General features: G+C 45.0%; 26 protein-coding genes. 10 read left to right on the top strand and 16 right to left on the bottom strand.

Features of this window, described 5'->3' with window-relative positions:
* Nucleotides 1-3: 3 nt before the first annotated feature.
* The gene (gorA, locus tag DN062_RS11985) at nucleotides 4-1371 is read right to left on the bottom strand and encodes a glutathione-disulfide reductase (protein ID WP_112159560.1); all 1368 of its coding nucleotides are present in this window, start codon (nucleotides 1369-1371) and stop codon (nucleotides 4-6) included.
* Nucleotides 1372-1556: 185 nt separating this feature from the next.
* On the opposite strand from gorA, the gene xthA reads away from it, so the two are divergent.
* Complete coding sequence (gene xthA / locus DN062_RS11980; RefSeq protein WP_112159559.1) at nucleotides 1557-2372, top strand: exodeoxyribonuclease III; 816 nt, start codon at nucleotides 1557-1559, stop codon at nucleotides 2370-2372.
* 53 nt (nucleotides 2373-2425) lie between these two features.
* Here the strand turns inward: xthA and DN062_RS11975 are convergent, their stop codons facing one another.
* The 3 genes from DN062_RS11975 to DN062_RS11965 all read right to left on the bottom strand — a co-directional run bounded on the left by DN062_RS11975 (nucleotide 2426) and on the right by DN062_RS11965 (nucleotide 5521).
* Complete coding sequence (locus DN062_RS11975; protein ID WP_112159558.1) at nucleotides 2426-3337, bottom strand: universal stress protein; 912 nt, start codon at nucleotides 3335-3337, stop codon at nucleotides 2426-2428.
* A 71-nt stretch (nucleotides 3338-3408) separates the two neighbouring features.
* Nucleotides 3409-4032, bottom strand: coding sequence for a transglycosylase SLT domain-containing protein (locus tag DN062_RS11970; protein ID WP_112159557.1), 624 nt, complete (start codon nucleotides 4030-4032; stop codon nucleotides 3409-3411).
* Between the two features lie 70 nt (nucleotides 4033-4102).
* Nucleotides 4103-5521 carry a solute carrier family 23 protein gene (locus DN062_RS11965; protein WP_112159556.1) on the bottom strand — a complete coding sequence of 473 codons (1419 nt, stop codon included), beginning with the start codon at nucleotides 5519-5521 and terminating at the stop codon, nucleotides 4103-4105.
* Between the two features lie 261 nt (nucleotides 5522-5782).
* Here DN062_RS11965 and DN062_RS11960 point away from each other — a divergent pair, with 261 nt between their 5' ends.
* Both DN062_RS11960 and DN062_RS11955 read left to right on the top strand, forming a co-directional pair.
* Nucleotides 5783-6259: a prepilin-type N-terminal cleavage/methylation domain-containing protein gene (locus DN062_RS11960; RefSeq protein ID WP_162301297.1), complete on the top strand. Its 477-nt coding sequence runs from the start codon at nucleotides 5783-5785 to the stop codon at nucleotides 6257-6259.
* Between the two features lie 10 nt (nucleotides 6260-6269).
* A complete protein-coding gene (locus tag DN062_RS11955; RefSeq protein ID WP_112159554.1) occupies nucleotides 6270-9044 on the top strand; it encodes an EAL domain-containing protein in 2775 nt (924 codons plus the stop codon).
* Here DN062_RS11955 and DN062_RS11950 read toward each other — a convergent pair.
* Nucleotides 9034-10251, bottom strand: a complete 1218-nt coding sequence (locus DN062_RS11950; protein ID WP_338039977.1) for a YihY family inner membrane protein — start codon at nucleotides 10249-10251, stop codon at nucleotides 9034-9036. The genes DN062_RS11955 and DN062_RS11950 overlap by 11 nt on opposite strands.
* 82 nt (nucleotides 10252-10333) lie before the next feature.
* Between DN062_RS11950 and arsC the strand changes: the two genes are divergently transcribed.
* From arsC to DN062_RS11930, 4 genes are read left to right on the top strand one after another with little or no spacing between them, the layout of a single operon-like run.
* Entirely contained in the window at nucleotides 10334-10687 is a 354-nt protein-coding gene (arsC, locus tag DN062_RS11945) for an arsenate reductase (glutaredoxin) (protein WP_112159552.1), read from the top strand.
* A complete protein-coding gene (gene wrbA / locus DN062_RS11940) occupies nucleotides 10684-11286 on the top strand; it encodes an NAD(P)H:quinone oxidoreductase (protein ID WP_112159551.1) in 603 nt (200 codons plus the stop codon). Before arsC ends, wrbA begins: the two co-directional genes overlap by 4 nt.
* Nucleotides 11283-11651, top strand: a complete 369-nt coding sequence (locus DN062_RS11935; protein WP_112159550.1) for a DUF2069 domain-containing protein — start codon at nucleotides 11283-11285, stop codon at nucleotides 11649-11651. Before wrbA ends, DN062_RS11935 begins: the two co-directional genes overlap by 4 nt.
* A 42-nt stretch (nucleotides 11652-11693) precedes the next feature.
* Entirely contained in the window at nucleotides 11694-12674 is a 981-nt protein-coding gene (locus DN062_RS11930; protein WP_112159549.1) for a nucleoid-associated protein, read from the top strand.
* 10 nt (nucleotides 12675-12684) lie between these two features.
* Here the strand turns inward: DN062_RS11930 and mtgA are convergent, their stop codons facing one another.
* Nucleotides 12685-13383 carry a monofunctional biosynthetic peptidoglycan transglycosylase gene (gene mtgA / locus DN062_RS11925; RefSeq protein WP_112159548.1) on the bottom strand — a complete coding sequence of 233 codons (699 nt, stop codon included), beginning with the start codon at nucleotides 13381-13383 and terminating at the stop codon, nucleotides 12685-12687.
* Between the two features lie 93 nt (nucleotides 13384-13476).
* On the opposite strand from mtgA, the gene DN062_RS11920 reads away from it, so the two are divergent.
* Nucleotides 13477-13674 carry a cation transporter gene (locus tag DN062_RS11920; RefSeq protein ID WP_112159547.1) on the top strand — a complete coding sequence of 66 codons (198 nt, stop codon included), beginning with the start codon at nucleotides 13477-13479 and terminating at the stop codon, nucleotides 13672-13674.
* Nucleotides 13675-13722: 48 nt separating this feature from the next.
* Here DN062_RS11920 and mqo read toward each other — a convergent pair whose 3' ends face one another.
* From mqo to DN062_RS11895, 5 genes are all read right to left on the bottom strand, one after another.
* Entirely contained in the window at nucleotides 13723-15213 is a 1491-nt protein-coding gene (gene mqo / locus DN062_RS11915; protein WP_112159546.1) for a malate dehydrogenase (quinone), read from the bottom strand.
* Between the two features lie 320 nt (nucleotides 15214-15533).
* Entirely contained in the window at nucleotides 15534-16802 is a 1269-nt protein-coding gene (locus DN062_RS11910) for a hypothetical protein (protein WP_112159545.1), read from the bottom strand.
* An 81-nt stretch (nucleotides 16803-16883) separates the two neighbouring features.
* Nucleotides 16884-17405 (bottom strand): DNA-deoxyinosine glycosylase, encoded by a 522-nt coding sequence (locus DN062_RS11905; RefSeq protein WP_112159544.1) that lies wholly within the window; start codon nucleotides 17403-17405, stop codon nucleotides 16884-16886.
* 9 nt (nucleotides 17406-17414) lie between these two features.
* Nucleotides 17415-18035 (bottom strand): LysE family translocator, encoded by a 621-nt coding sequence (locus DN062_RS11900; RefSeq protein ID WP_112159543.1) that lies wholly within the window; start codon nucleotides 18033-18035, stop codon nucleotides 17415-17417.
* Nucleotides 18036-18101: 66 nt separating this feature from the next.
* Complete coding sequence (locus DN062_RS11895; protein ID WP_112159542.1) at nucleotides 18102-19364, bottom strand: DEAD/DEAH box helicase; 1263 nt, start codon at nucleotides 19362-19364, stop codon at nucleotides 18102-18104.
* A gap of 170 nt (nucleotides 19365-19534) precedes the next feature.
* Here DN062_RS11895 and DN062_RS11890 point away from each other — a divergent pair, with 170 nt between their 5' ends.
* Nucleotides 19535-20470: a 2-hydroxyacid dehydrogenase gene (locus DN062_RS11890; RefSeq protein WP_112159541.1), complete on the top strand. Its 936-nt coding sequence runs from the start codon at nucleotides 19535-19537 to the stop codon at nucleotides 20468-20470.
* Nucleotides 20471-20499: 29 nt separating this feature from the next.
* Here the strand turns inward: DN062_RS11890 and DN062_RS11885 are convergent, their stop codons facing one another.
* The gene (locus DN062_RS11885) at nucleotides 20500-21030 is read right to left on the bottom strand and encodes a GNAT family N-acetyltransferase (protein ID WP_112159540.1); all 531 of its coding nucleotides are present in this window, start codon (nucleotides 21028-21030) and stop codon (nucleotides 20500-20502) included.
* Between the two features lie 133 nt (nucleotides 21031-21163).
* On the opposite strand from DN062_RS11885, the gene DN062_RS11880 reads away from it, so the two are divergent.
* On the top strand, nucleotides 21164-21709 hold the full coding sequence (locus DN062_RS11880; protein ID WP_112159539.1) for a YaeQ family protein: 546 nt from the start codon (nucleotides 21164-21166) through the stop codon (nucleotides 21707-21709).
* A 13-nt stretch (nucleotides 21710-21722) separates the two neighbouring features.
* Here DN062_RS11880 and DN062_RS11875 read toward each other — a convergent pair whose 3' ends face one another.
* From DN062_RS11875 to DN062_RS11860, 4 genes are all read right to left on the bottom strand, one after another.
* Complete coding sequence (locus DN062_RS11875) at nucleotides 21723-22064, bottom strand: zinc ribbon domain-containing protein YjdM (protein ID WP_112159538.1); 342 nt, start codon at nucleotides 22062-22064, stop codon at nucleotides 21723-21725.
* A gap of 76 nt (nucleotides 22065-22140) precedes the next feature.
* Nucleotides 22141-24162, bottom strand: a complete 2022-nt coding sequence (locus DN062_RS19085; RefSeq protein ID WP_112159537.1) for a methyl-accepting chemotaxis protein — start codon at nucleotides 24160-24162, stop codon at nucleotides 22141-22143.
* Nucleotides 24163-24322: 160 nt separating this feature from the next.
* Nucleotides 24323-24706 carry an SMU1112c/YaeR family gloxylase I-like metalloprotein gene (gloA2, locus tag DN062_RS11865; protein WP_112159536.1) on the bottom strand — a complete coding sequence of 128 codons (384 nt, stop codon included), beginning with the start codon at nucleotides 24704-24706 and terminating at the stop codon, nucleotides 24323-24325.
* Between the two features lie 13 nt (nucleotides 24707-24719).
* Nucleotides 24720-26069: an MFS transporter gene (locus tag DN062_RS11860; protein WP_112159535.1), complete on the bottom strand. Its 1350-nt coding sequence runs from the start codon at nucleotides 26067-26069 to the stop codon at nucleotides 24720-24722.
* Nucleotides 26070-26116 lie beyond the last annotated feature (47 nt).

The following is a 26116-nucleotide window of genomic DNA, read 5'->3' as shown; positions in this document are numbered from 1 at the left end:
ATCTTACACATTATAACGTCGGCTAGGTTCTCGCATCGTCACAAACTCTTCAGCCGCCGTTGGGTGAATGCCGATCGTTGCATCAAACATCGCCTTGGTTGCGCCCGCTTTCATCGCGATTGCGATTCCCTGAATAATTTCACCCGCTTCCGCACCCACCATATGTGCCCCAACCACTCGATCACTGTCTCGATCCACCAGCAGCTTCATCAGTGTGCGTTCTTGGCTGCCACTTAGAGTGTGCTTCATGGCACGAAACTCAGAGCGATAGACATCAAGGTTTGGATAGACCTTACACGCGTCCTCTTCCGAAAGCCCGACTGTGCCAATATTGGGCTGACAAAACACAGCCGTTGGAATCAAATTATAATCAACATTCGTGTCAGCATCGCCATATAAGCGCTTAACCAAGGCCATGCCCTCAGCCAACGCGACAGGCGTTAACTGAACTCTGTCGATGACATCGCCCACCGCATAAATAGAAGGGAGATTGGTTTGAAAAAGATCATCAACCTGAATCGCTCCATTGCTGCTCAAATTCACGCCCAAGGCCTCTAAGCCAAGCCCTTGAGTATTGGGTACGCGACCCGTTGCGTACATGACAGTATCAACCGTTTCTTGGCTATCATCCTTAAACACAACGTCTAAACGTCCATCTGCATTCTGCGTAACTGACTTAATATCTGTATTAAAGCGCAGATTGACGCCTTTTTTAGCCACCTCTTGTGCCGTAAACGTCCTCACCTCTTGATCGAACCCGCGCAAGAACAAATCCCCGCGATGCACCAAATCCGTTTGAGCACCAAGGCCAGCAAAAATACCGGCGAACTCGACCGCAATATAGCCACCGCCAACCACCAAAACACGTGTTGGAAAGGTCTCTAGGTCAAATACCTCGTTTGAAGTCACTATGTGCTCTTTGCCCGGAACATCCGGCACAAAGGGCCAACCACCCGTTGCGATCAAGATGCGTTCAGCCGTAAACACCTGATCGCCCACGCGAACTTCATTCGGGCCTTCAAGCGTTGCCCGACCGTCTATTAGCGTACACCCAGAGTTTTTTAAAAGATTGGCATAAATACCGTTGAGACGGCTGATTTCCTGTTTTTTGTTGTCGCGAAGTGTTGGCCAGTCGAATTGAGCAGATGCTCCCGTAAAGCCAAATCCTGCCGCTTCATGGAAGCTTTCAGCATAATGCGATGCATATACATAGAGTTTTTTAGGCACACAGCCTACGTTAACGCAGGTTCCTCCCATGTAACGATCTTCAGCAATAGCCACTCTTACGCCCATGCCTGCGGCCATACGTGCAGCTCTCACACCGCCAGAACCGGCCCCTATTACAAACAAATCAAAATCAAATTGACTCACGGATTACCCCTAGTGTTTTGGATATTGGTTAAAACTCTATCGTCTTTATTCCGATCGGACCAATGAAAAATCTTAACTCGCCCTATCACAAATCTTAATCGAACATCCTTTAATGAAATTTGATGTCTGGTGGTTAGGTGCTTAGAATACAGCATCTTTACGATTTAATACGACAAGGCTTAAGCATGAAACTGGTTTCTTTTAATACCAACAGCATCCGTATGCGCTTTCATCAGTTAGAAGCACTGATTGCTGCGCATCAACCCGACGTCATCGGCATTCAAGAGACTAAAGTCACTGATGAAGCCTTTCCACTTGCAGAAATCGAAGCACTCGGCTATCACGCACACTTCCACGGACAAAAAACCCATTATGGTGTGTGCTTATTGTCTAAGGTTCCGCCTATTTCTGTGAACAAAGGTTTCCCTAGCGATGATGAAACGGCTCAAAAGCGCTTGATCATTGGTGAGTTCGTCAGCGATAAAGGACAAACCTTCACTGTGATCAATGGCTATTTTCCGCAAGGCGAGAGCATTCATCACGAAATAAAATTTCCAGCAAAACGTAAATTCTATGCCGATTTACAAACCCTGCTAGAAACCAGCTACAGCGCTGATCAAGCTATTATCGTTATGGGTGACTTTAATATTTCGCCAGAAGACATCGATATAGGCATAGGTGAGCCCAATCGTGTTCGTTGGCTAAAAACAGGCAAAACCAGCTTCCAACCAGAAGAGCGCGAATGGTTTGAGCGTTTAAAAGGCTGGGGACTCAAAGACAGTTACCGTGCAATCCACCCAACTAAGAACGACAAGTTCAGCTGGTTTGATTATCGGAGCAAAGGCTTTGAAGATGAACCCAAACGAGGTCTACGAATCGACACTCTTCTGGCAACACAGTCCTTAATTGACGTCTGTACCGGCAGTGATATCGAATACAACATCCGTGGCATGGACAAACCGTCTGACCATGCGCCCGTTTGGTCTTCATTCGACTTTTAAATTACCCATGAGATTCAACTGACCTCAACAAGAGATCAGTTGAATCTCACGCCTTAGGCTTTAAGTACCAATACATCACATGCCACCGCATCTAATAGACGTTCTGCACTGCTTCCTAACAGCAATCGATCCAGCATTCCTCGTGCTAAAGAGCCCATCACTAAAATATTGACTTGTTGTTTCTTAATAAACTCTGGCAATACGTCATGAACCTCACCTTCAACCACATGAATGCAGGATGCATCAATAGAAGGATCAAAGCTGTTCACCAAGCGCTCAACCCCTGCCTGATGTTCACTTGTCACTTGATACTGAAGGGTTTTGAAATTTGACATTAGGCTATCGTCAAAAATCGCTGACTGCGGAAACACCACATAGCTGTGGAATATGTGCAACTCTGCCCCCAATGCCCGGGCAAGTAAGCTCGCTTCATTCAGGATTTTCTGATCCATTAGCGCCGCATGATCATGGGCATGAAAAGGATCTACCGCTGCAACAATCCGAATACGCTCAGGCCAAGGTTTGGATTTACAAAGCATCAAAGGTGCCATGCACTCTCTGAGTATTTGCCAATCATGAGGAACCAATAATCGATGCAATAAATGGGGGTGCTCGGCAACCTCATGAAGAACAAGGTCGGGATTACTTCTTTCAATTTTAGTCAATAGGCCTTCAGCAATGCCTCTACCCCAAGCAACATCGACAGATAGATTTGCATAGTCTTTCTTCAGCGTGGCTAAGAGCTCGTTTAAAGTGGCCTCTAAGTCACGCAAACGATTGTGTTGAAGCTTTTCGAGAATATCATTGCCCAATAAATTCATTGAGCTGTAATGCGGCTGATAACCACATTTAAAAAACTCAATCTTTGCCGACTCTGCTTGGGCCAAGCGAATCGCTTTTTCTGGTAACAAGTACTGATCTTGCTCTTGAGTAATGTTGACCAGTATTTTTGATAAGTTGTTCATGTCAAAACTCCTTCTCTTCACTCATCTTGCCAATAGTTTAGATGGTTTTGAGAACAAAGTGCTGACCTAGCTCAGCAAAAAGGCCAAACACACAAGCGAGAAGGGATTTTACAACTTGGCAATTGCTGCTCGTAGCGTCTGGATTGCGACTCAACCTGCCTGGCAACAGACATAAGCCACGCTTTTTGCTCGTAAGTACGATTACGAAATCCCGTATGTCCCTCGTGATAATTTAAATACAAATTATAAGAGTCATTTAACGGAACACCATTGCGTTGACGGGACATGTGGTTGTACCAACCAATAAAATCCAGTGCATCTGCCATAGATGTGCGCTGGGCCATACGTTTACCAGTCGCTTGCTTATAATCACTCCAAGCCGCATCTTGAGCTTGTGCGTAACCATAAGCAGAGGACTTGCGTGGCATAGGAATGAAGCCCAGCAAGTAAGGACGCGGAGGTCTCGCGTTGTGAACAAAAGAGGACTCGCGTTGCACAAAGGCTTTTTGTATCGCAACCGAGGTTCCCCACTTATCTTCTGATGCTTTTGCAGCAAAATACCAAGCAGGCTCATGTTGAATAATGTCACAGATATTATTCTGAGCACGCGACGGTGGTGGTGAAGTTGCACACCCACTTAATACAGTGAAAAGACCGACAACAACACATGTAGGCAGACAAGAGTTCAATTTCATGGATCGAATATAGCCTTTTTAAAACAAAAAAGCAGCGGGTAGTCCGCTGCTTTTGAAAGACTTTATCGAATTAACCCATTTTCTTAGCTTCGGCAACCACTGCTGGATCAGGATTCTCTTCTATATGAATCGGCTCCTCGGGCTGCTCCCCTTCATGCTCTTTAAGCGCTTTTTTACTGCGCAACTCAATCATGAACCATAAAACCAGACCGGCACCGAGTCCCCATGCCGCACCATGAGTCGCCAGCACAACGCCCATGATGCCTGCAACACCCATTGAGGTTGCATTATCGATTTGCTCAACAGCAACGGCAATACAGAGATACCCAGTAATCAGAAGTGTGATCGATAATGCGATCGGCAATACTGGTTTGAAAACAGTCACGAGAGGCAACAAAAAGAGTGCAAAGAAACCGACAATCCAGAATACCCCAGCGCCTGAATAAATTGTGTCCATTGCACCGCGACCATAACGATAGCGCTCTGCAATGGTTGCCATAACACCGGTGAAAAGTGGGCCAGCTAAACCAGGATAAGGTGCAAAAAATGAATGCAACAGGTTACGGATACCCGTCACCAAATGCACACGGTCAACATTGATTTCGATTTTTTCATCGGGACGTAAATGGTCGACACGCTTAATCAAACTTTGGCCAACAATAATGTCTCCAAATGCAATAATATACGCAATCACGGCCGTTGGAATTGCAGCCAAGAGCAATTGGAAAGTCGGGAATCCGACCGTAAAGGGTAAATAATCCCAGATTTTATTGAAAGCAGGCAATTCAATACCCCACTGAACCGCTGGCAGTGGATATTCAGCAACTGACCAACCAATCACCATGGTGATCAACATACCAGGTACCATTCCATACCCAGCTATAATCTTAGCCCAACGGTGTTTTTCAACCCAATCGCGAAACGACAGCGAGAAGAGAACATACGCCGTAATCAAACCACCAATACCCAGTGAGATAGGTGTGTTAAATAAGCGCCCACCTTCACTGATCTCACCACTAATCGCTGCAATCCCCGCTCCTAGAAGAATACCGGCTTTAATTGAATTGGGAATATTATTTACCAACTTAGATCCCAGCCGCGTAATTCCCATAAACAAGAAAATAAATGTCACAACGAGCTGTAAGGCAACTAAGGCCCTTATTGCATCAGGACCCGGCTCAAAACCACCGACGAAGAGTAGAACAACTGGAATTGCGGGTGTAATCCAACCGGGTACGAACGGAACACCCAACAGGTTAGGCAGCATAAACCCTATGCCACACACAACAACGTAGGCCAACGCAACGTCATAAGGCAAGCCTAAATAACGCTCAAGTAATGGAATCATCCCCATCGCCACAACGAACATCACTAAGGCCTGGATGGTTTCAGCCACTTCCCAACGATAATGAATAAAAGGTAACCGAATCTTGAAGGGTCCGGCAGGCCAGTAAGGATGTTCCTCTCCATGCTTACGCTGATATAACATAGTCTTCTCTCTTTAATTGTTAAACGCTCAATTAGGGAATTTCCTAATCCCTGTGATTGGGCGTAAAGGTATACCCTTACCCTTTACTGAGTCGAGGGTTTATTCAAAGACTTTAGTCGCGTTTCAATACCAAAGTATTAAGGACCTTCCATTGAATCTGTGCCGAAACCTTCTCAAGAATTCTCTTTGAGACAGCCAATAGACAGAGTGCTATACTGGTCTAAAAAGATTGTTACTAATCTGATTTCGATGAGAGTATTCATGAAGCTTTACGTCGGTTTTCTACAAAAGTTAAAAGGATTTAGTCTAATTGAGCTACTCATGGCCATCGCGATTATTGGGGTGTTAGCAACCATTACCATCCCAGGCTATCAACGATATAAGGAACGAGTGGATAACCATACTGCCATCACTGACCTACAAGTCATCAGCGCCGCGATTGAGCGTTTCTATATTTTAAACCGTCAATTTCCTGCGTCTTTGAATCAACTCAATTTAAGTGCTGACCAATTACAAGATCCCTGGGGCATCCCCTACGAATACCTTGATGTGACCATTCAAACCAACAAAGGCAAAGTGAGAAAAGATAAAAACCTAGTGCCAATCAATAATGATTTTGATTTATATAGCAAGGGTAGAGACGGTCGCTCCGTATCTCCTTTAACATCTGCCCTTAGCCGTGATGATATTATCAGAGCTAATAATGGGAATTTTTATGGTTTGGCGAGTGACTATTGATAATTAGCCTATGAGAATTGAGCTTTCATCTTTAAAAAGCCGGGTTGCTCGTCGCCTTTTTAGAATGTTTTTCTTTATTATTCTGGTGCCCATTGCTTTGATTGCGGTGGGTTCTTTTTATAAAGTCAGCGGCCTTATCTTCACTGACCACCACCATCATCTGCAACGAGCCACGAAAGAATATGGCCTCGGCATTTTTAGGCGCTTGAGCTATGCTCACGACCTGTTACTCAATGCCAGCCAACATACGCAGGACCTAAACCAAATTCAACCTGAGTACCTGCATCTACTGCAAACGTATTTTACGGACTACGCTGTCGCTCAGGGTGAAAGCATTATTTGGCAATACACTGCAAATGACAACGCCAATAAATGGCTCAGTATACTGGAACATGCACCAAGCAGCGGTGTTTTTACTTTGCAAAGTGAAAACACCAATATCAAACGTGTGTTTATGACGTTAACAGCCCAAGAATCACGGTGGTTAGCTGAGTTAGATTCAACCTACTTGTGGCCAGAAACGGAATTAAGTGCATTTGAAGAGCTTTGTGTGATTGGTGCAGACTCTGTTGTCATCTTTTGCTCCGCCCCCCTAACGCAAGAAACGATTGATCTGCTACTTAATACATCACCACAAACGCCCTCCCATTGGCTGAGTACTCAGTCTGAAAACATGATTTCGGCATCTTGGTCTTTATTTATGCGCTATCAGTTTGCACAGGATGACTGGCGCATTATTATCAGCAAACCTGAAAAAGTTTTTATGCAAAGTGTGAATGATTTTAAGCATTCATTCCTACCCGCTATCCTTTTGATTTTCTTGCTAGTAGTTTTCGTTAGCCTATATATGGTACGTCGGCATTTGAAACCAGTTGAAGAGCTCATTAAGGGAACGAAATCCTTATCGGAGAATAAATTAGACTACAAGGTCCAAGTTGACACTGATGATGAATACGAAGACCTCGCTCATTCATTTAATCAAATGACTCAGAACTTAACCTATGAGTTTGAGTACAACTCTGCTTTATTTAATATAAATCAAAAAATACTTCTGAATGAGAATCTATCATCCTGTGCACATAGTATCCTAACCGAAATCGCCCGCTTCACCACACCTTCGTATTCAATACTTTATATACTCAACAAGCACAATCCCATCGTGGATCGATACTACACCTATGAATACCCGAGCCAGAAATTTACGCAAGTAAAACAATCCTCTTCCGAGATTCTGATTCAGTTTTCACCTGTTTTACAGACAGAAGCAAGTATCTGTTCGAAAGATGAACTTAATCAACTCGCTCCAGACCTTCTTATTTCGAAAAACGGCTTTTATCACTGCTATCCTTTACACCAAGATGGTCAGCCCATTGCATTTTTAATAATCAATCTTCCTAAAGCACAGTTAGACTTACGCTTTAGTGATTTTTTATCCCATTGCACGGTTGCATTTAACGCTCTGCAACGGGGTAAACTTTTAAGCTATCAGGCATATTTTGACCGACTCACTGGCGTTTACAATCGGAGTTTTCTACAAGAACACGCTCAAAAGTCACTGGCCTTAACAGAGACGCAATCCTTCGCTCTTTTATTTGTGGATTTAGATCGATTTAAAAACATTAATGATACCTTAGGCCACTCTTTTGGCGATGAACTGCTCAAAGCAGTCGCCAAACGTTTAATGGAGCACCTCCCCCCCCACTCATTTTTATCACGCTTTGGCGGAGATGAGTTTATTCTACTATTGCCCATTTCTCACTCCTCAGATGCAGAAATCATCGCTCAACAATGGCTTAAAATCCTCTCGGATCATTTTCAACTCCGAGGACGAACCATCAACATAGGCGCCAGTATAGGGATTGCGATTGCACCCGATAACACTCGCGAGTATGAAGCGCTTTTAACCTGTGCAGATATGGCCATGTACGAAGCAAAAAGTCAGGGTCGTAATCGCTATTGTATGTACAGTGAAACACTGCATAACGAACTGGCCCGCCGCACACAACTTGAAACCTTTTTACGCGAGGCGGTCAGCGAAGGATATTTATCTGTGCATTATCAACCCAAAGTCAACATTCAAAATCATCGCTTGTCTGGATTTGAAGCCTTGGCGCGTTTTCATCATCCAGAAGAAGGATTTATCCGCCCTGACCTTTTATTTCAAATTGCAGAAGAGTCGGGACAGGTCCATAGTTTAGGCCTCGAGGTTATGCGTCAAGCCTTTGAGCAGCTCAAAAAATGGCAAGTGCTTACTCTTTGGACTGGACGAATGGCCATTAACGTATCGCCACTACAACTCTCATCACCTGAATTTATTTCTCAGGTGGAGTCGTTAATGAAAGAAACGGGCGTTAAACCTGAGTTGATCGAATTAGAAATTACTGAAGGCGTCTTTATTGAGAATAATAATGAAGCAAAAGAGCGCTTGAAACACTTTCAGGCGCTCGGCATGACCATTGCGATGGACGATTTTGGCACGGGCTATTCATCCATGGCGTACATTACCCAGCTGCCATTGGATAACCTTAAAATTGATAAAGCCTTCATCAGCAGCATCAAGGAAGGCAATAAACATGTGGGGATTATTAAGAGCATGATTCAGATAGGTCAGAACCTAGGCCTCAATGTAACGGCTGAAGGTGTCGAGACACCGGAAGAGCTCAACTTCTTAATCCAACACGGTTGCCATGATATTCAGGGGTACCTGTACAGCAAGCCTCTAAGTGCACAAGATGCCGAGGCTCTCCTCATAACACCCAATTTAGACACATTTTTTAAGCATTAAATAATTCACCTATCGGCACATCCAATACATCATGACGTGCATCCGATAAGGTTTTCAAGCGCTCACCAAACGCCTTTTCCCACTGAACTTCACTGCTTTGAGACAGGGCATCAGGCAATGGCCAAGGAAGGAGTGACTGCAACTGGTCCAGCGTAAAGTGGCTTAAATCTCTTGCCAACACATAATCGCCACTAAGTGTTCTCTGAATGATACCTGTGTCTAGCAAAATCGGGATATATTGATCCCATCGCTCTTGCGTTAATCCAGGTGTCTGTTGCAATAACCAAGTATCAGAGCGCGTTTGACCTAACCTCTGCGCCAACCAAAGCTGATGTAATACACCCAACACCGTGTATAAATGAGGCTCACGTCGATTGCGCTGAGTGATATGGTAAATCGTCAATGCTCGGCTCAATTCAGCGCCCAACAAAATGATTACCCAACTGATAAAGATCCAAGCTAGAAACATAGGAACAGCCGCGAAAGCACCATAAATCAGCTCATAGGATGGAAACTGCGTCACAAAAAAAGCAAAACCTCGTTTAGCAACCTCAAACATTAAGGCGGCAGCCACACCTCCTAAAAACGCATGGCGAATGGGCACTCGGCAATTTGGAACCGCTGCATAAAGCAACATAAAGGCAATAGCTGAAAATACGATGGGGATAATTGAAAGAAAACGCGCACTCCCCACCACCTCCGTAGCACTGGTGTATAGAGGCAAAGCGGTAATATAGGACGTGAGCAGTAAGCCAAATCCAATTAACAATGGTCCTAAACTTAACACCGCCCAATACAACAGAAAGCTAGAAACGCCCTTACGCGGCTCGGTAACTCGCCAAATGCGATTGAGTGCCGCTTCGATATTTTTCATCATCATGATCGAGGTGATAACAAGAAACACGATACCAACGGCCGTTAAGCGCCTAGCCTGATCGGTGAAGTCTTTTAAGTACTCGTGAACAACCTCACCTGTCGCGGGCACAAAATTTTCAAAAATCCATTGCTGAACTTGCTCCCCCGCCCCTTGAAAAGACGGTACCGCTGCCAACATTGAATAGGAAACCGTTACCAAAGGAACCACTGCAAACAAGGTTGTATAGGTCAAAGCCGATGCGTTTAACACGCCTTGATTAACAAAAAACTGCCGAATCATATCTCTAAAAAAGAAAAAAATGGTCATTGGAGTCATCACGTTTACGTTCACTAAATTCACCTGTGAGTTGGTAACTGAAACAGAGCCATATACAATAGCCATAGCTTTTATTGAATGTTAGAAAAGAGACACTATGCCAGACATTATAATCTACCATAACCCACGCTGCTCAAAATCTCGAGAAGCACTTAGCCTGCTTGAAAGTCGAAATATTGCTCCTACAGTGTGTGACTACCAGAAAACCCCGTTAAATGCTGAGCAAATTCGTGACCTAGTAGACAAGCTTGGTATTCAGGTTAAAGATCTGTTGCGTAGCAAAGAGACTGAGTTCAAAAGTGCAGGACTTGATCGAGCCGATGTGACAGACGAAGAACGAATCCAAGCCATGGTCGACCTGCCAAAACTGATCGAACGCCCTATTGTTGTCGTAGGAGATCAGGCACGTATTGGTAGGCCACCTGAGACAATTTTGGAGATTTTACCGTGACCAATCCTTATTTACTTGTTTTGTATTACAGCCGTCATGGTGCAACCAAAACCATGGCACAACAGATCGCTCGTGGTGCAGAACAAGCCGGGATTGAAGCCATCATTCGCACGGTTCCAAGTGTATCAGCAGTGTCAGAGCAAACAGCGCCGGACATACCTACAGAGGGTGCGCCTTATTGTACGCTTGACGAGCTCAAACACTGCTCAGGTTTGGCCTTGGGCAGCCCGACACGCTTTGGCAACATGGCTGCCCCTTTAAAATACTTTTTAGACACAACCAGTAGCCTGTGGCTGTCCGGTGCCTTAATTAACAAGCCTGCGGGGGTATTCACATCAGCATCAACACTGCACGGTGGACATGAGTCCACACTGCTAAGTATGATGTTGCCGCTCTTGCACCATGGCATGATACTGACAGGTATTCCATACAGTGTATCTGAATTATCAACGACACAATCAGGCGGCAGTCCCTATGGGGCCAGTCATCTTGCCAGCACCGATAGTCAACGACCACTCGACAAAGATGAACGCGCACTCTGCCAAGCTCTAGGCCTACGCTTAGGCCAACTGGCTCTTCAATTAAGGAATCCATCATGACACTCGCACAAAAAGCGAATATTAGCCATAAAATCACTATTATCGCTTATATAAGCTTATTGCTGTTGTTCACCCTATGGTACTTATGGCTGGCCCCGGCAAAAAGCGATCACCCTTGGGTTATCTGGCTTGTCCACGTTCTGCCTCTGCTCGCCTTTTCACCTAAAATATTTCGTGGACATGCCCGTGGACATGCTTGGTTTTGCTTTATTTTACTTTTTTATTTTTTAGGCTCTGTGCTTGCGACACTGATGCCCTTAACACGTTGGCTGGGTTTAATTGAGTCTATATTGCTGTGCATTCTATTTACCAGCTCCATGATGTTCGCGCGTTGGCAAAGTCAGATTGACCGCGGACTCGTATAGCCATTTATTTTTTTGATCCAGCCTCCTGACTAGGATTCATCTATGCCTGTGACACACTTTATCATCCATTCGATTCAGAAAACGGATGATCAAACTGCAGCCAACTGCCATTTAGCCGAGACAGAACTGGCCTTGGAACGCTTCGCTCCTTCTATCTTAAGTGAATTAAAACGCATTCAGGGCAGTCGATCGGGGCGACAATACGGCTGTTTCAGTCAGGAAATCATGGGGATTAGGCCTCTGATTACACAGTGGCGAGAAGGCAGTTTAGGATTTTCGTCTTTAACCGCCCAACTGACGAAGCATTTAGGCTTACAACTGGATAAAGGGAATGAATTACTTCAGGGATATGTTGTTTTTGTAAGTGAAACACTCGAGCGTGGTGATCGCCTTTTCATTTTTCACCTGCGTCCATCTTCCGCTTTGCAACTTTCGCAAGACCTTTCGCTGCAAGAAACCGACTACATTGAGTTCAGTGAGACAGGTTTTGGCGTTTGCTTGGACCTTTCCGCACTCGAAAACAATGAAGATAAATATCTGACCATCAGTTTTGGTCGCAGCGAAAAAGGCGTAAAAGCGGTTGTGTGTGAATGGTTAGGCTATACAGATACCGTCGATAAAAAAGTTGAAACTGAGCAATTTTTATCGATTATCGAGCAATACTGCAATGCCCTACCCGAAGATGAAAGCGAGCCGATACGTGAGCGTGTTGTTGAGTACTGTTTGGAACAGGATAAAGCGGGAGAGGCTGTGGTATTTAGCAACCTGTCAGAGGAAGTCAGTCCTGGTATAGACGAGTTTTTGACTAAACATCAAGAAACACCCAAGAAGGAGCTTATCCCTGATCGGAAGCAGCTCAAACAATATCTACGCTTTGCGGGTAAAAACAGTGATATCTCAATTAGTTTTGCGAGCAGCAGCTTAGGGAACATTGTTGAGTTTGATCCAAACCAAGAAGTTCTTATGATCAAAAACCTGCCTAAATCCTTGTTACAGCAGCTAAAAAAGCTACACGGGAATTAAGTAATCAGACTTACTCTGTCTCAAAACGCCTTAAGTAAGCTAGTCCACCTAGGTTATTAATCTGTCGTTGAATAAATGCCTGTCGGCTGCGCATGTAAGCGGATGGGCGTTTAATATCGTAACGGGCAGGTGAAGGAAGCACTGCGGCCATTAACGCTGCATCCTGTACCGAAACTTGTGCCAGTGGCTTCACAAGCAAATACTCGGTAGCCGCCCACACACCAAACTCCTGTTTACCAAATTGCGCAATATTTAAATAGACCTCTAGAATGCGCTCTTTTCCCCAGAACTGCTCAAGTATTATGGCAATGCCCCACTCCAAGACCTTACGCACTTGACTGCGGTCACCCCATAAAAACAAATTTTTAGCCACTTGCTGAGTGATAGTACTGCCACCTCCGGCTGGACGCCCCTCACGGTAAGCCCGAATCGCGGCTTGGGTCGCGGCCACATCAATCCCCCAATGGTCTGGAAATTTTTGATCCTCGGAAGCGATGACCGCCATTTTCAGTGTCCAAGGAATTTCCTCATAGGGAACCCATTGATATCGGGCAAACTCAATCTCTTCACTCCATAATGCCTTCCAGTTGTGATGGAGCATAAAAGCCGTTGTCGGGACAGGGAGCCACTTCAGTAGTACAACAATTGTCAAAAAAAAACACAAGAAAATGACAGGCAGTAAACACAGTATTTTTAAGGCTTTTTTCAAATGATCATCCTATACAAGTGGCGTAGATCGCGCTAAGGTAGTTCCCAGTTTACCTTAAATTCAACGTAACCCAATAGAAAGGAGACAACTTTAGTGGCCACTATCCAACTCGCTTTATTAGGACTGACCTGTGGAGGTTGCGTCAAGAAGGTCAAAGAAGCGCTTGAACAGGTCGATGGCGTTGAGACGGTACTTGTGGAATTAGACAGTGCTGAAATTAACGGAACAGCGTCAACGGAAGACCTCATCGAGGCAATCGAAATGTCAGGCTTTGAAGCACAGATCAAATAACATGACGAGTGATCTGTGCCGAACTGGCCCAGATCACTCGTCATGGGTTTACAGTGTTGGATCGAGTTTTAATACAGACAAAGTGCGCGCTCTCACTTCACTAAGCAGCTCCGGCTCATTGCTGAGTACCTTGCCATAGGATGGGATCATGGCTTTTAAGGTTTGTTGCCAGGCATCCGTCGCCAATTGATCCTTGTAGCAACGCTCAACGATGCTAAGCATCGCTTGAACCGCCGTAGAGGCGCCAGGAGACGCTCCTAAAAGCGCAGCAAGAGAGCCATCGGCAGAGATAATCACCTCTGTACCAAACTCCAGTTTGCCCCCTCCTGCAGGGTTCTTTTTAATAATTTGAACACGCTGCCCCGCAATCGACAACTCCCAGTCGTCCTCTTGCACATCTGGAAAGAAGTTACGCAAAGCTTTGACACGCGATTCATGAGACTGCAAAGACTCTGAAATCAAATAGCGAGTCAGGTCCATATTATTGGCACCGACAGACATCATTGGGCCAATATTACTAGGATTGACTGACTTGATCAGATCCAAGTACGAGCCATTTTTTAAGAATTTGGTCGTAAAACCTGCAAAGGGTCCGAACAACAGCGATTTTTGACCGTTCATAATACGCGTGTCTAAGTGCGGAACCGACATCGGAGGCGCACCAATGGGCGCCTTTCCGTATACCTTCGCCGCATGTTGTTCAACAATTTCCGGCTTGGTGCACACCAGCCACTGTCCACTAACTGGAAAACCACCATAGCCCTTACCTTCCGCGATTCCAGACTTCTGAAGCAAAGGCAGTGCGCCGCCACCTGCACCCAGAAAGACAAACTTGGCAGTAATGGGGGTTAAGTGCTTATCGGCTTTATTCTTAACATTGACTAACCAACGCCCATCGGGCTGCTTCGTTAAGGACTGAACATCATGACTGACCAGTAAGTCGAAGTCAGGTTGTTTGCCTAAATGCTCAACCATAAAACGGGTTAAAGCGCCAAAGTTAACATCCGATCCATAACGAACACGCGTTGCAGCAAATGGCTGCGACGCCGGACGATTTTGCATAACCAAAGGCATCCAACATCGAATTACCTCAGCATCTTCGCTGTACTCCATGTCTTTAAACATCACATGGGATGACAGTGTTTCGTAACGCTTACGCAAGAAATCGACATTTTCCTGACCCCACACAAAGCTGCAATGCGGAGCGGTGTTAATAAAGTTGGATGGCTCAGGTAAAGCCTGCTGTTCAACCAAATATGACCAGAACTGGAGACTGACTTCAAAAGCAGAGTTAATGGTAAAGGCTTTTGTCGTATCAATCGAACCATCCGCTTTTTTAGGCGTGTAGTTCAACTCGCAATAGGCCGCATGCCCAGTGCCCGCATTATTCCAACCATCTGTACTTTCTTGTGCAACGTGGTCAAGACGTTCAACCATGATGATTTTCAAGGATGGGTCTAGCTGCTTTAACAGCACCCCCAACGTTGAGCTCATGGCACCTGCCCCAACTAGCAACACATCGGCTGTTCTTGCGGTCATCTTGATCCTCACCCTAAGAAAATGAAAGTTAGAATTATACGGCCGCAACTGCAGCATTCAATCCACCAATAGTGGAATATGTCGACAATATTTCGATTTCAGGACATAAATGATTAAATAAGACGAAAATAATTAGGGTAATTGACTATCGCAACCTGATTTCAGCGATGATCAAAAACCCTGTATTTTCGGTGGATTAATAGGGATTAGCCTTTGGTAAAGCCCGACTCTCTTGATAAATACTCGGCAAGATAAAATCTGCACTTCTCAAGCAAGTTGTTTACAACTCAGTCAAACACACACTTTAGCATGCTAGCCACTTACGGCTTGCACCAAGCATTGAGATTGATGGGTGGCTCACTGATCCAATTAATAACAGGAAAGCCATCAACTAGTTGATAATTGTCCAACTGCGTCCCTCTTAAAGCCAGGTATTGATCAATTGGGGCAAGATTTCGTAAATACGCTAACGATTGGTAAAAAAGTTCACTGACTGGATCGGATCCTTTGTGATTTTTAGACGTCATATGACCAAACTTATTGATGTAATTAATGACCCCACTATCGATAATCGCATAATCACCTCGTAATCCCGCAACACGATTGGTTTGAAGCGCTTCTTCTTTATCAGGGTTACGGATTAAAACACCTGTTGTCTCGTTCCATTCCTTACTCGGATTATCCTCCCACTCCCCCTGAGCATTTAAGCGCATAGGCCCTACAAACTTTAAAGGTGCCCTCATCACGCAGCCTTCGTCAGCCAAAAACAAATCATTCAAAAATCCCAGTACAGTAAAGCGCATGTTTTGCGCTCCTCCCTGAATCAAACCTTCAGGTTTTGCATAGTTGCCATAGGCCTTACAGTTGTCTTCTCTTAAACCGTTCACACACACGGCGACACGAACTGGTAGCTCGTAGGTTTTGTCCAAACTGTAAGGCTCTGACATGACAAGAGACGAAGTAGGTTGCACCAAGTCTTCACTGAGCAACCTTAGCCGCAATTGATTTCCTTGGCTGCGCATACCAATCCAGTTGACGCTGAAAGGGGTTGCGTTATTGACTCGCTCAGGTGACAACCCTTCACTCGGAAAGCGTAATACTTGAAAAAATGTCTCACGATCTAAACGCGCAGATTCCAGCCAAGTTTCCGTTGGGGTATCTTTTACCCGCAATCCACCTGTTAAAGTTTTTCGAAAAGGGTCTAGACTCGAGGTTGTCGCCCAGTTTAAAAAATTACCGCTCCAAAAAGGCCCGGGACATAGATGCGTTCTGGAGTGAAAATCAGGGTAAAAATACGCATCACTTTCCTCGATGCCGTCGGCATAGATATAGCATTTCTTTGAATCAAAATAGCCTTCATAGACTTTCGATTCCTGATACTCTTCTTGATAGAGACGCCGTACATCGGAAGGAAGGTCGACAGGTGCTAAGTCGACCTGCTTGCTCAGAATGTTCTCAATGATCAGTATTGGGGGTTGTGGCAAAAAACTCTGTATATTGGCAACGACCGGCTGTGTGGCCATTAGCATCCCGATACCCGCTACCAAGACAAACACCCTATGCTTAATTATCAAACTTGCTTCCTTCATGCAGATATCGATCCTGTTTATTCACTTTTAATCTAAGACATTGGTCGTCTAAACCCGATCTTTTAATCGCAACGACCACTTTTATAAAAACAGCAATAGACTTCGCCATTCGATTAGCTTTTTCTCGAACGTCATAGACGCATGAGCTGGACTGGTAGAGGGTAGACTCTGAATGTGAAGTGCCTCAAACCGACTGTCCTCTGTTTTTAACCTTTGCGCTTCTCGAGTAAATTCTTGGTAAGCCTTATTGCCATTGCAAAAGACTGCTTGAATCCCCGGATAGGCTTGGAAAAAAGCAGCGAAGCTATTGAGCTGCTGAGAGGACGTTACAATCGAAGAATCAAGACTGCCGTCACGTTCGCACTGCTGCAATACGTCCCAGAGTGCGACACCCGATGCCTTTAGTTTTTCCAGTCGCGCTGAATACCCTAAGGTTACATCAAACTGAAACAAAGTGCCCATAATCGGCCAAAACGCATTTCTTGGATGGGCGTAATATTCCTGCGCACTTAATGACGCGATGCCTGGCATACTTCCCAGTATTAAAACCCTGGCACGCTCATCCACGACAGGGGCAAAACTCGAAACTCTCGCCTCAACCAAACCTATCCCCTAAAAAAATGCTAGCCAAATACCCACACCCACCATGAGTGAGCCCGCAATACGATTCATTAAACGCACATTATGGGTTTGCTGTAGAAAAACACGCATGGCTTTGCCACCACTTGCATAAATTAACATACAAAGCAGTTCTAATAAGACAATTATGCTCAGTAACACAACTAATTGAGGTGCCAGCGGTTGAGAAGCCAGAATAAAGGGTGGTAAGAGTGCCGCATGAAACGCCCATCCTTTAGGATTGGCGACGGCCGTGACAAAGCCTTGACTAAATAGCTGAGCAGCTGAAACTGTTTGACGAACGCCTGCCGATTCCGGAATCGCCATGCGACCTTTGGAGCGCCACATCTGGATGCCGACATAACCTAAGTAAGCACCACCGATCCATTTAAAGACTTGAAAGAACCCCGGATACGCCAACATAAGCGTTGCCACGCCCATGACGGCTAAAAACGCAACCAACGCAACGCCGAGCATTTCCCCCCACATCATCCATAAAGTGCGGCGAACCCCAAGCGTGATACCCAGGGTCATAGCCAAGGTCATACACATACCGGGGGTAATAGAAACAAAGAAAAATGTTGGAACAAACACTGACAAAAGAGCCAGGCTCATAAGACACCTAAATGATCAAAATTTCGAGAGGCACCACTATAGTCTTAGCCCCTCTCGACTTCAATATTATCTTGCCTTAGGTTTATGCCCTGATGCCACGAACCCTGAACGCTGACCGTCTGCGTGTCCTTTAAAAGGCTTTTTAGGACGGCGATTATGCTTAGGCTTAGCGACTGTTGTCTCTTCAGGAACCAGATTAACTGGCTCGAAACCCGGCACCTGTCTTCTCTCGATGGTTTGACGGGTGACTCTTTCAATTGCCTGTAGAAGTTTTAAATCATCAGCGCAGACCAATGAAACTGCATAACCAGACGCACCCGCTCTCCCTGTGCGGCCGATACGGTGGACATAATCTTCAGGTACATGTGGTAATTCAAAATTAACCACTTGCGGCAATTGATCAATATCCAAACCCCGTGCTGCAATATCGGTTGCCACCAAAGCACGTATACTGCCGGATTTGAAATCAGCTAAGGCTTTTGTACGTGCACCTTGGCTTTTATTGCCATGAATAGCAGACGCCGATATCCCTTCAGCATTCAAGTGGGCGGTTAACTTGTTAGCTCCATGCTTGGTTTTGGTAAAAACCAACACTTGCTGCCAATCACCTTCCTGAATAAGTCGGGTTAACAACGCAGGTTTTCTCTTTTTATCGACAGGCGAGATCCATTGAGTGACTGTCGGTGCCGTTGCATTGTTCGGCGTAACAGACACCTCGACTGGATCATTAAGAAACTGCTTTGCTAACGCGCGAATCTCTGTCGAGAAGGTTGCAGAAAACATTAAGGTTTGACGCTGTTTCGGTAACACCGCCATGATCTTTTTAATGTCGTTGATAAACCCCATATCCAACATACGATCCGCTTCATCCAAGACCAAGGTCTCTAAACCATTGAAACGTATTGCATTTTGTTTATAAAGATCTAACAGGCGGCCTGGAGTTGCCACCAACACATCGACCCCTCTACGCAGAGCAATCATTTGAGGGTTGATTTTTACTCCCCCAAAAACAACAGCAGATCTCAAACGGAGATGCTTACTGTAAAGTGACACACTTTCGCCTACTTGGGCAGCCAGCTCTCGTGTGGGCGTCAGAATCAAAACTCGCGCATGATTCGGCTTTGCAGACTCTCCATTGAGCAGTCTTTCTAAAATAGGTAAGGTAAATCCAGCTGTTTTACCTGTGCCCGTTTGGGCGGCAGCCATTAGATCTCTACCGGCAAGTACTTGAGGTATGGCTTGGATTTGAATCGGTGAAGGCGTATCGTAACCCTGCTCCGCCACAGCAGTCAGAATAGGGGCGGACAACCCCAAGGAGGCAAAACTCATTCAATCATCTCTTTTTTATCACATCGGATAGATTAGGGCCGCCAAATCGACGGCAGTGAAGCTTACAGGAATCCCCCAATAAGCGCACTCTTTATTCCGGTTGGGAATTGGTTCAGAATGATTTTCAAGCTGACGTCTCTGTAAAACTCAAAGAAAAAGCCAGGTAACCAATGAAGATTATTTTTGTCTCACAAGACCCGAAACCCGAACGTTGGACCTTATTATTAAGTGCACTGATTCCAACGGCAAAAATAGAAGCATGGTCAATGGATACTGCGAAGGGAGATGCTGACTACGCTGTTGTATGGCAACCACCTGATGCACTCTTTAAGCTCGAACCCAATCTTAGAGCGCTGTTTAACTTAGGTGCAGGTGTCGATGCTTTATTAAAATCGCCTTCATTGCCAGCTGAACTACCGATTTTTAGACTCGAAGATGCGGGAATGTCCTCACAAATGGCCGAGTATGCGGTCCATTTTGTTACAGAATTTAGTCGAGACATGGGTACTTACCGTCAACAGTCAGAAAATCAAATCTGGAAAACCCTGCCGCCAATCCGCAAAGAGCAATGGCCAATCGGAATACTGGGTTATGGCAAAATTGGCTCAGCCGTTGCGCAGGTTCTTTCAAGCTTAGAATACCCTGTCGCGACTTGGATCAGACAACCGAGAGAACCTAACTTCAACTCAATTGAGATGTTTTGTGGAAGTGACAATCTAAACTCTTTTTTAAATCGATCACGCATTCTGATCAACACTCTGCCCTTAACGGATTCGACCGAAGACCTACTCAATTTCACGACTCTGGCCCAACTTAAGGAGCACGCGATCCTAATCAATGTAGGACGCGGTGAGCATTTAGTTGATGAAGACTTAATCTTCGCGCTTCAAGAAGGCCACATTCAGCATGCAGTCTTGGATGTTTTTCGCCAAGAACCCTTACCCACGCAACATCCCTTCTGGGGGCATCCAAAGATTACCATTACTCCCCATGTTTCGGCGAGAACACTCAGAGAAAGCACAGTTGCTCAAATTGCCGAAAAAATCATTAAACTCAATGCTGGCCACGCGATTTCAGGACGAGTGGATCGAAATCGAGGCTACTAACTCCCTAACACCGCTCAAGTATCAGGTATTTAATGGACTGGATCATCTTCAGGCTTGAGCGGCGTTTCTAGGATTCGTTGATAAAAGACCAAATCCAACCATTGGCCAAATTTAAAGCCAGTTTGACGAAGGCATCCGGATAATTGGAAGCCCAGCGTTTCGTGAAGGTGAATGCTAGCATGATTGGTCGCATCAATTGCACCAATCAAGGTATGATACTTGTTCTGTTGCGCACGCTCGATAATCTCAGTCAACAGGCGTTTAGCCACCCCTTGTCGTTGGTAGTTTTGACTCACATAGACTGAATGCTCAAGTGTGTACTTAAAGGCAGGAAAGGCCCTGAAAGATCCATAGGAGGCAAATCCGGCTAACTCACCATCGTCCGTCATCACGCCAATAACTGGGAAATCTCCACGTTGTTTAGCCGCGAACCAGTCCTCTAACTGCTTTTCAGTTCTTGGTTTATATTCATACAGCGCCGTGGTGTTCAAGATAGCATGATTAAAAATGGCCAGAATAGCGGCTCCGTGTGTTTCATATTGACAATCGACTAACTGCATCACCAAGGCTTCCGATCAATTTAAGCGAATAATTTTGCAAAAGCCTATCATAAACCAAGCCTGTAAATATCAAAACTTGCGTCCAGAAAAGGCTCAGGTAGACTAGGTGCATTATTCAGCATTCAGGTTATGTATGGCGACCAAAGCAACCGTTTACAAAGTGCAACTCCAGATTGCAGATATGGACAGGCATTATTATCAAGATCATTCGTTAACACTTGCTCAGCACCCGTCTGAAACTGAAGAGCGCTTAATGGTTCGCGTCTTAGCGTTTATTCTGAATGCATCCGATACCTTAAGTTTTTCAAAAGGTTTAAGTGATGAAGGGGAACCCGAACTTTGGGATAAAAACCTAAACGGAGACATTAATCTCTGGGTTGAGTTCGGTCAGAGCGACGAAAAGTGGCTGCGCAAAGCGAGTGGTCGTGCGAAGCAAGTAAAGCTTTATGCCTATGGAGGACGCAGTGTACCTAACTGGTGGAAACAAATTCAGTCATCCTTAGCAAGATACAGCAACTTACAAGTGTGGGAAATACCAGAAGAACAAGTAAAAGCACTGGCTCTTCTGGCCGCTCGAAATCTGCAGTTGCAATGCAATATAAGTGATAAACAAATTTGGCTATCAAACTCAAGCGACAGTTTGATGATTGAGCCGGTGTTACTAAAAGACTTTTCTTGATGCTCTGTTCAAATCAGATTTTTTTGACAAACTCTGATTTGAGCTTCATTGGACCTATTCCGTCAATTTTACAATCGATGTCATGATCCTCATCAACGAGGCGAATACTTTTAACTTTAGTGCCAACTTTTACCACTAAAGAGGATCCTTTTACTTTCAAATCCTTAATGACGGTTACCGAGTCACCATCAACCAACGTATTACCATTGGCATCACGATACACCTTAGCCGTTTCATTTTGATCAAGCGCCGCTGTCGCCGACCACTCATGCGCACACTCAGGACAAACAAACATCGATGCATCTTCGTAGGTGTATTCTGAACCACAGCTTGGACAATTGGGTAAATCTGACATTTTTCTACCTTGTAAAAATTAATAAGCCTTGCGTTCTGCAAGGCTTATTATACCTCTAAAATAGACTGAGTTGTGGCTACTGATTATGCAAGGCTTTTAGCTGATCAATGGCGGCAACTTCATGATCTATGTGATCCATGGTTTGTGTCATTTTAGCAATAGTATGGATGTTGTTTTCAACCTCCCCTTCCGCTACTTGAGACGCTTCAGACAGCTTCACCATTTCTAAGCTCAGTTGCTGAGCACTGTCCGTGATGCTATTCATAGCCGTTTCAGTGTGTTCAAGCGTATCCCTAATTGCCACAATCGCCGTCGTCACAGATTTAATCGTTGCACCGGTTTGGTCTAGGCTTTTTTGCGTATTTTGCGACAACTGTCTTACCTCATCCGCAACAACTGCAAATCCTCGGCCCGCCTCCCCCGCTCTTGCAGCTTCAATTGCCGCATTTAATGCCAGCAAATTGGTTTGATCCGCAATCCCGGAAATCACTTGCAGTATCGAAAGCACCTCTTCAGAATTTTTTTGCAGGCCTGACACTCGGGCCTGAAGCTGATGTCGCTGCGATGTCTGTTTTTCAATCACATCGGAGAACACATTAAACTGAGACTGCATTGAGTGAAGGGAATGACCGGTACTCTGCGCGTAATTGGCAACATTATTAAAGCTTTCTACCATCTCCCTTAATAAAGGACGATACTCGGTAAGATGCTCAACCAAGGTAGCTTGCACTCGATTAATTTGCTCTAAACTTTGAATTTTCGAGGCCATAAAATACATTCGAAAATTGCTATACTGTATAGGGAACTGATCCACATACTCATCGCGGAAGACTTCACCCGGCTTGATTTTAAAGAACAGTAAGGCCGTGAGTGTCTGATTCATGTGAACACCGAGAATTTCACCAAAGGTTGAAAAACCCGCCACCTTCATCTGATCAAAGTCTTTAATCTGGTTCAACTGATTAGCGTTATTCAAACGTCTAAGAATGCAGTCATTGGCCAGCATGGCAAAAGGAGGCACGGGCTTCGACTGCATGACCTGTCTAAACGCTTGCGTAGTGCTTGATGCAAAATCCTTGGCTTTAACCAAGAGCAAGCGGTCGCCAAAGGTCAAATCACAAAAAAAGTTGATTGACTCTGTCTGCTCATTAATGGCTGAAACCGAGCGGATAAACAGCTCTCCTCCAATTTCAACCGCAAACGAATAACCCGCAAGCATAGAGCCTAGCTGACTGGGTTTGCATTTAAAATGATTGCACAGGAATGAGACAATGCTCACGATTCGCGTGCTGCCCTCTGGCATAACTGTGTTCACTACACGTGCCGTCTCGTCGGAATCGGCCACGATAAACGACACGTTGGTTTTTTGGAAATTATGGGTTTTTAAAATACTGTAACGAATATCGGCTGCAAGTCGAACAAAAATCACCACCGCATGGTTATGCACAACTTTTTGGCCGTCGTGAACCAAGGCTTGGCGAAAGTCCAACTTCCCGCCTGCAGAACCACCGATAAAATAGCAAGGGAAACGCTCACTTTCGTAGAGCGCTTGCATAAAGAAGTTTTCACTGCTCGTTAATCCATCAATAAAGGTTAAAGCCAGTGTGTTCTGAAAATTAACATCAAATGGAAGTTTAATTTTCTTTATTTCACTTTCGATGGCTTTCACGCGTTGCTGGCGACTCAACCCAGAACGCCCGGCGCGTATATCTTCGCAATGAAGCGGAACAGATGCTACATGCACCTGCGCAAACACCTCGTCACTGTAACTCTGCAGAACAATATTATCCCAGTGTTTATCGGCCGAATGGTATAACTGACCTCCGCAGGAACTAAGCTCTCCCGCTGTCATCACGCCAACCAAATTTTTGGCAAAGGGCATTGCGTTTTTGAGTGAGCGAACGGTTGCATCAAAATCTAAATGTGGCGAAATAAACGCTAAGACTAAGGCAACATTTGCGCCATCAAACTGGAGTTGACGCAAACGATCAGCTGAAATATCTCGACTGCTCAATTGTTCAACTTTAATGGACTCAACATCAACTGCATGAACAGATTTCTGGGACTTGCGATCCCTTCCAAACCATGAAAAAGCCATATTAGCTCCAAGAGTGAACACTCGTAATACCACACCTCGAAGTCAAATCACTCTTCGAAAACTACTCAGTCCATAACTAAAGGTGTGCTCTCCCTATAAGGATGACGTAAAAAAGCAAATTTTCAATAACACATTCAGCCGACAAAACCTTTATTTAGTCTTAGATTTCATAAAGTTCAATCGGAAGACCGTCGGGATCTGAAAAAAATAAAAAGCGTTTGCCTGTATAATCATCAATACGTATGGCTTCAGTTTTTACCTCATGTTTAACTAAATAACCTTGATACTGCTCAATATCCGCCACTTTAAATGCTAAATGACGTAATCCACAGGCCTCTGGATAGGATGCGCGCTTTGGAGGGTTTGGAAAGGAGAAGAGCTCTAACTGCCCACCATCTGGCAACACCAAATCCAGCTTCCAAGAGCCTCTCTCAGCACGGTAGTGCTCAGCGAGTATCTTAAGCCCTAGTGTATGAGTGTAAAACGATTTCGACACCTCATAATTTGAGCAAATAATGGCAGCATGATGTATACCTAATAACATGTTTCATCCTTAACTAGGGGGCATCCGCCCGAGTGGATGGCTCTTGCCAACTCACGGCTGTGTCAATTCCACGCGTTTCATTGACAGGAAGTATGGTTAGGATTGCGAAGATAAATAAAACCAAGCAAAACACAATTGCATCCGCCAAGCCAAATGCCAACTGCATCAGCCCCAGACCTAGTATGCCGAACACAGCTGCTAATTTTGACGCCATCCCCCAAAAGCCAAAAAACTCAGCGGCCTTTGTACGCGGTGATAAGGTACCAACCAGAGCACGTGCAGAGGACTGGGAAGCACCAAGACTTAATCCAGAGAGAACACCCGCAACCAAAAAAACATACTGAGCTTGCCATTCCACGCCCAGGCTAGCATTTAAAAGTTGAGTGAGTGAGGGGGTTTGCCAGATAGCCAGAATTGCCAATATCCATAACCATAAGGTCAACATATAAATGTATCGGGCACCTTTGAGCGTTTGTAAGACACCAAAACCTAACGCACCGATAGCGGCCGTCACTTGTACGGTAACAAACATCAGCACTCGAACATGATCTTCCCAGCCGATGACTTGAGCACCATAGATAAAGGAGAAGGCGATAATGATGTAGATACCCGCCATTGAGAAAAAGATAGACACCAACAACCAACGCAAGTCATTGAATCGGTGCATCTGAGAAAGCGTATCCATGAGTCGAACTTTTGCAATATTACTCCAGGACTCATGTTGAGGTTTGGCACGCTTCGGTGCTTTTTCAGTCAGCCAAATAAAGGTAGGTATCGCGGCGACTAAAAAGAAAATACCCGCGAAGGGGCCAACCCACCGAACATTTTCAAAATTTTCTTCAGACACTTCGCCCAAAAAAAGCAAGGCGACAATCGTGGCCACCATCCCACCCAAGTAGCCCACCGACCAACCCAGCCCTGAAATCCAACCCAAGGACTTTCTCGGCCCTAAATCCGTTAAAAAGCTGGCAATAAAGCCCTCGCCCATTGCGTAAGCAAAGTTTGAAAGCACAATCAGCACAATGGCAGGCAGTATCCAACCCGGTTCAATGAAATAGAGTAATGAGGTGGTAATGACCGTCAGCAAGTAGCTTGCAAACAAAAATTGCTTCCGGCGCTTAGAGTAATCCATCACGGCACCACACACTGGATTCGCAACGACTACCATGGCATAACTCAACGCCAACGCACCACTCCATAGCAGGTTACCCAAACGATAATCCGGTGCATCACCGACAATTATCCGCGTGAAAAGATCACCATACACGACGGTAATGATCAGGAGCGTATAGGCTTGGTTAGCAAAATCAAACATCGACCAACCAAAAATCTCCCGTTTCGCAGCCAATTGAGTATTTTCCATGGCTTACCTACTCTGATTTAAGATTCAATGCCTTATACTATTATTAT

It is taken from the genome of Nitrincola tibetensis, from assembly GCF_003284585.1.
Taxonomy (GTDB): Bacteria; Pseudomonadota; Gammaproteobacteria; order Pseudomonadales; family Balneatricaceae; genus Nitrincola; species Nitrincola tibetensis.
This window is presented reverse-complemented; position numbering and strand designations above follow the sequence as displayed.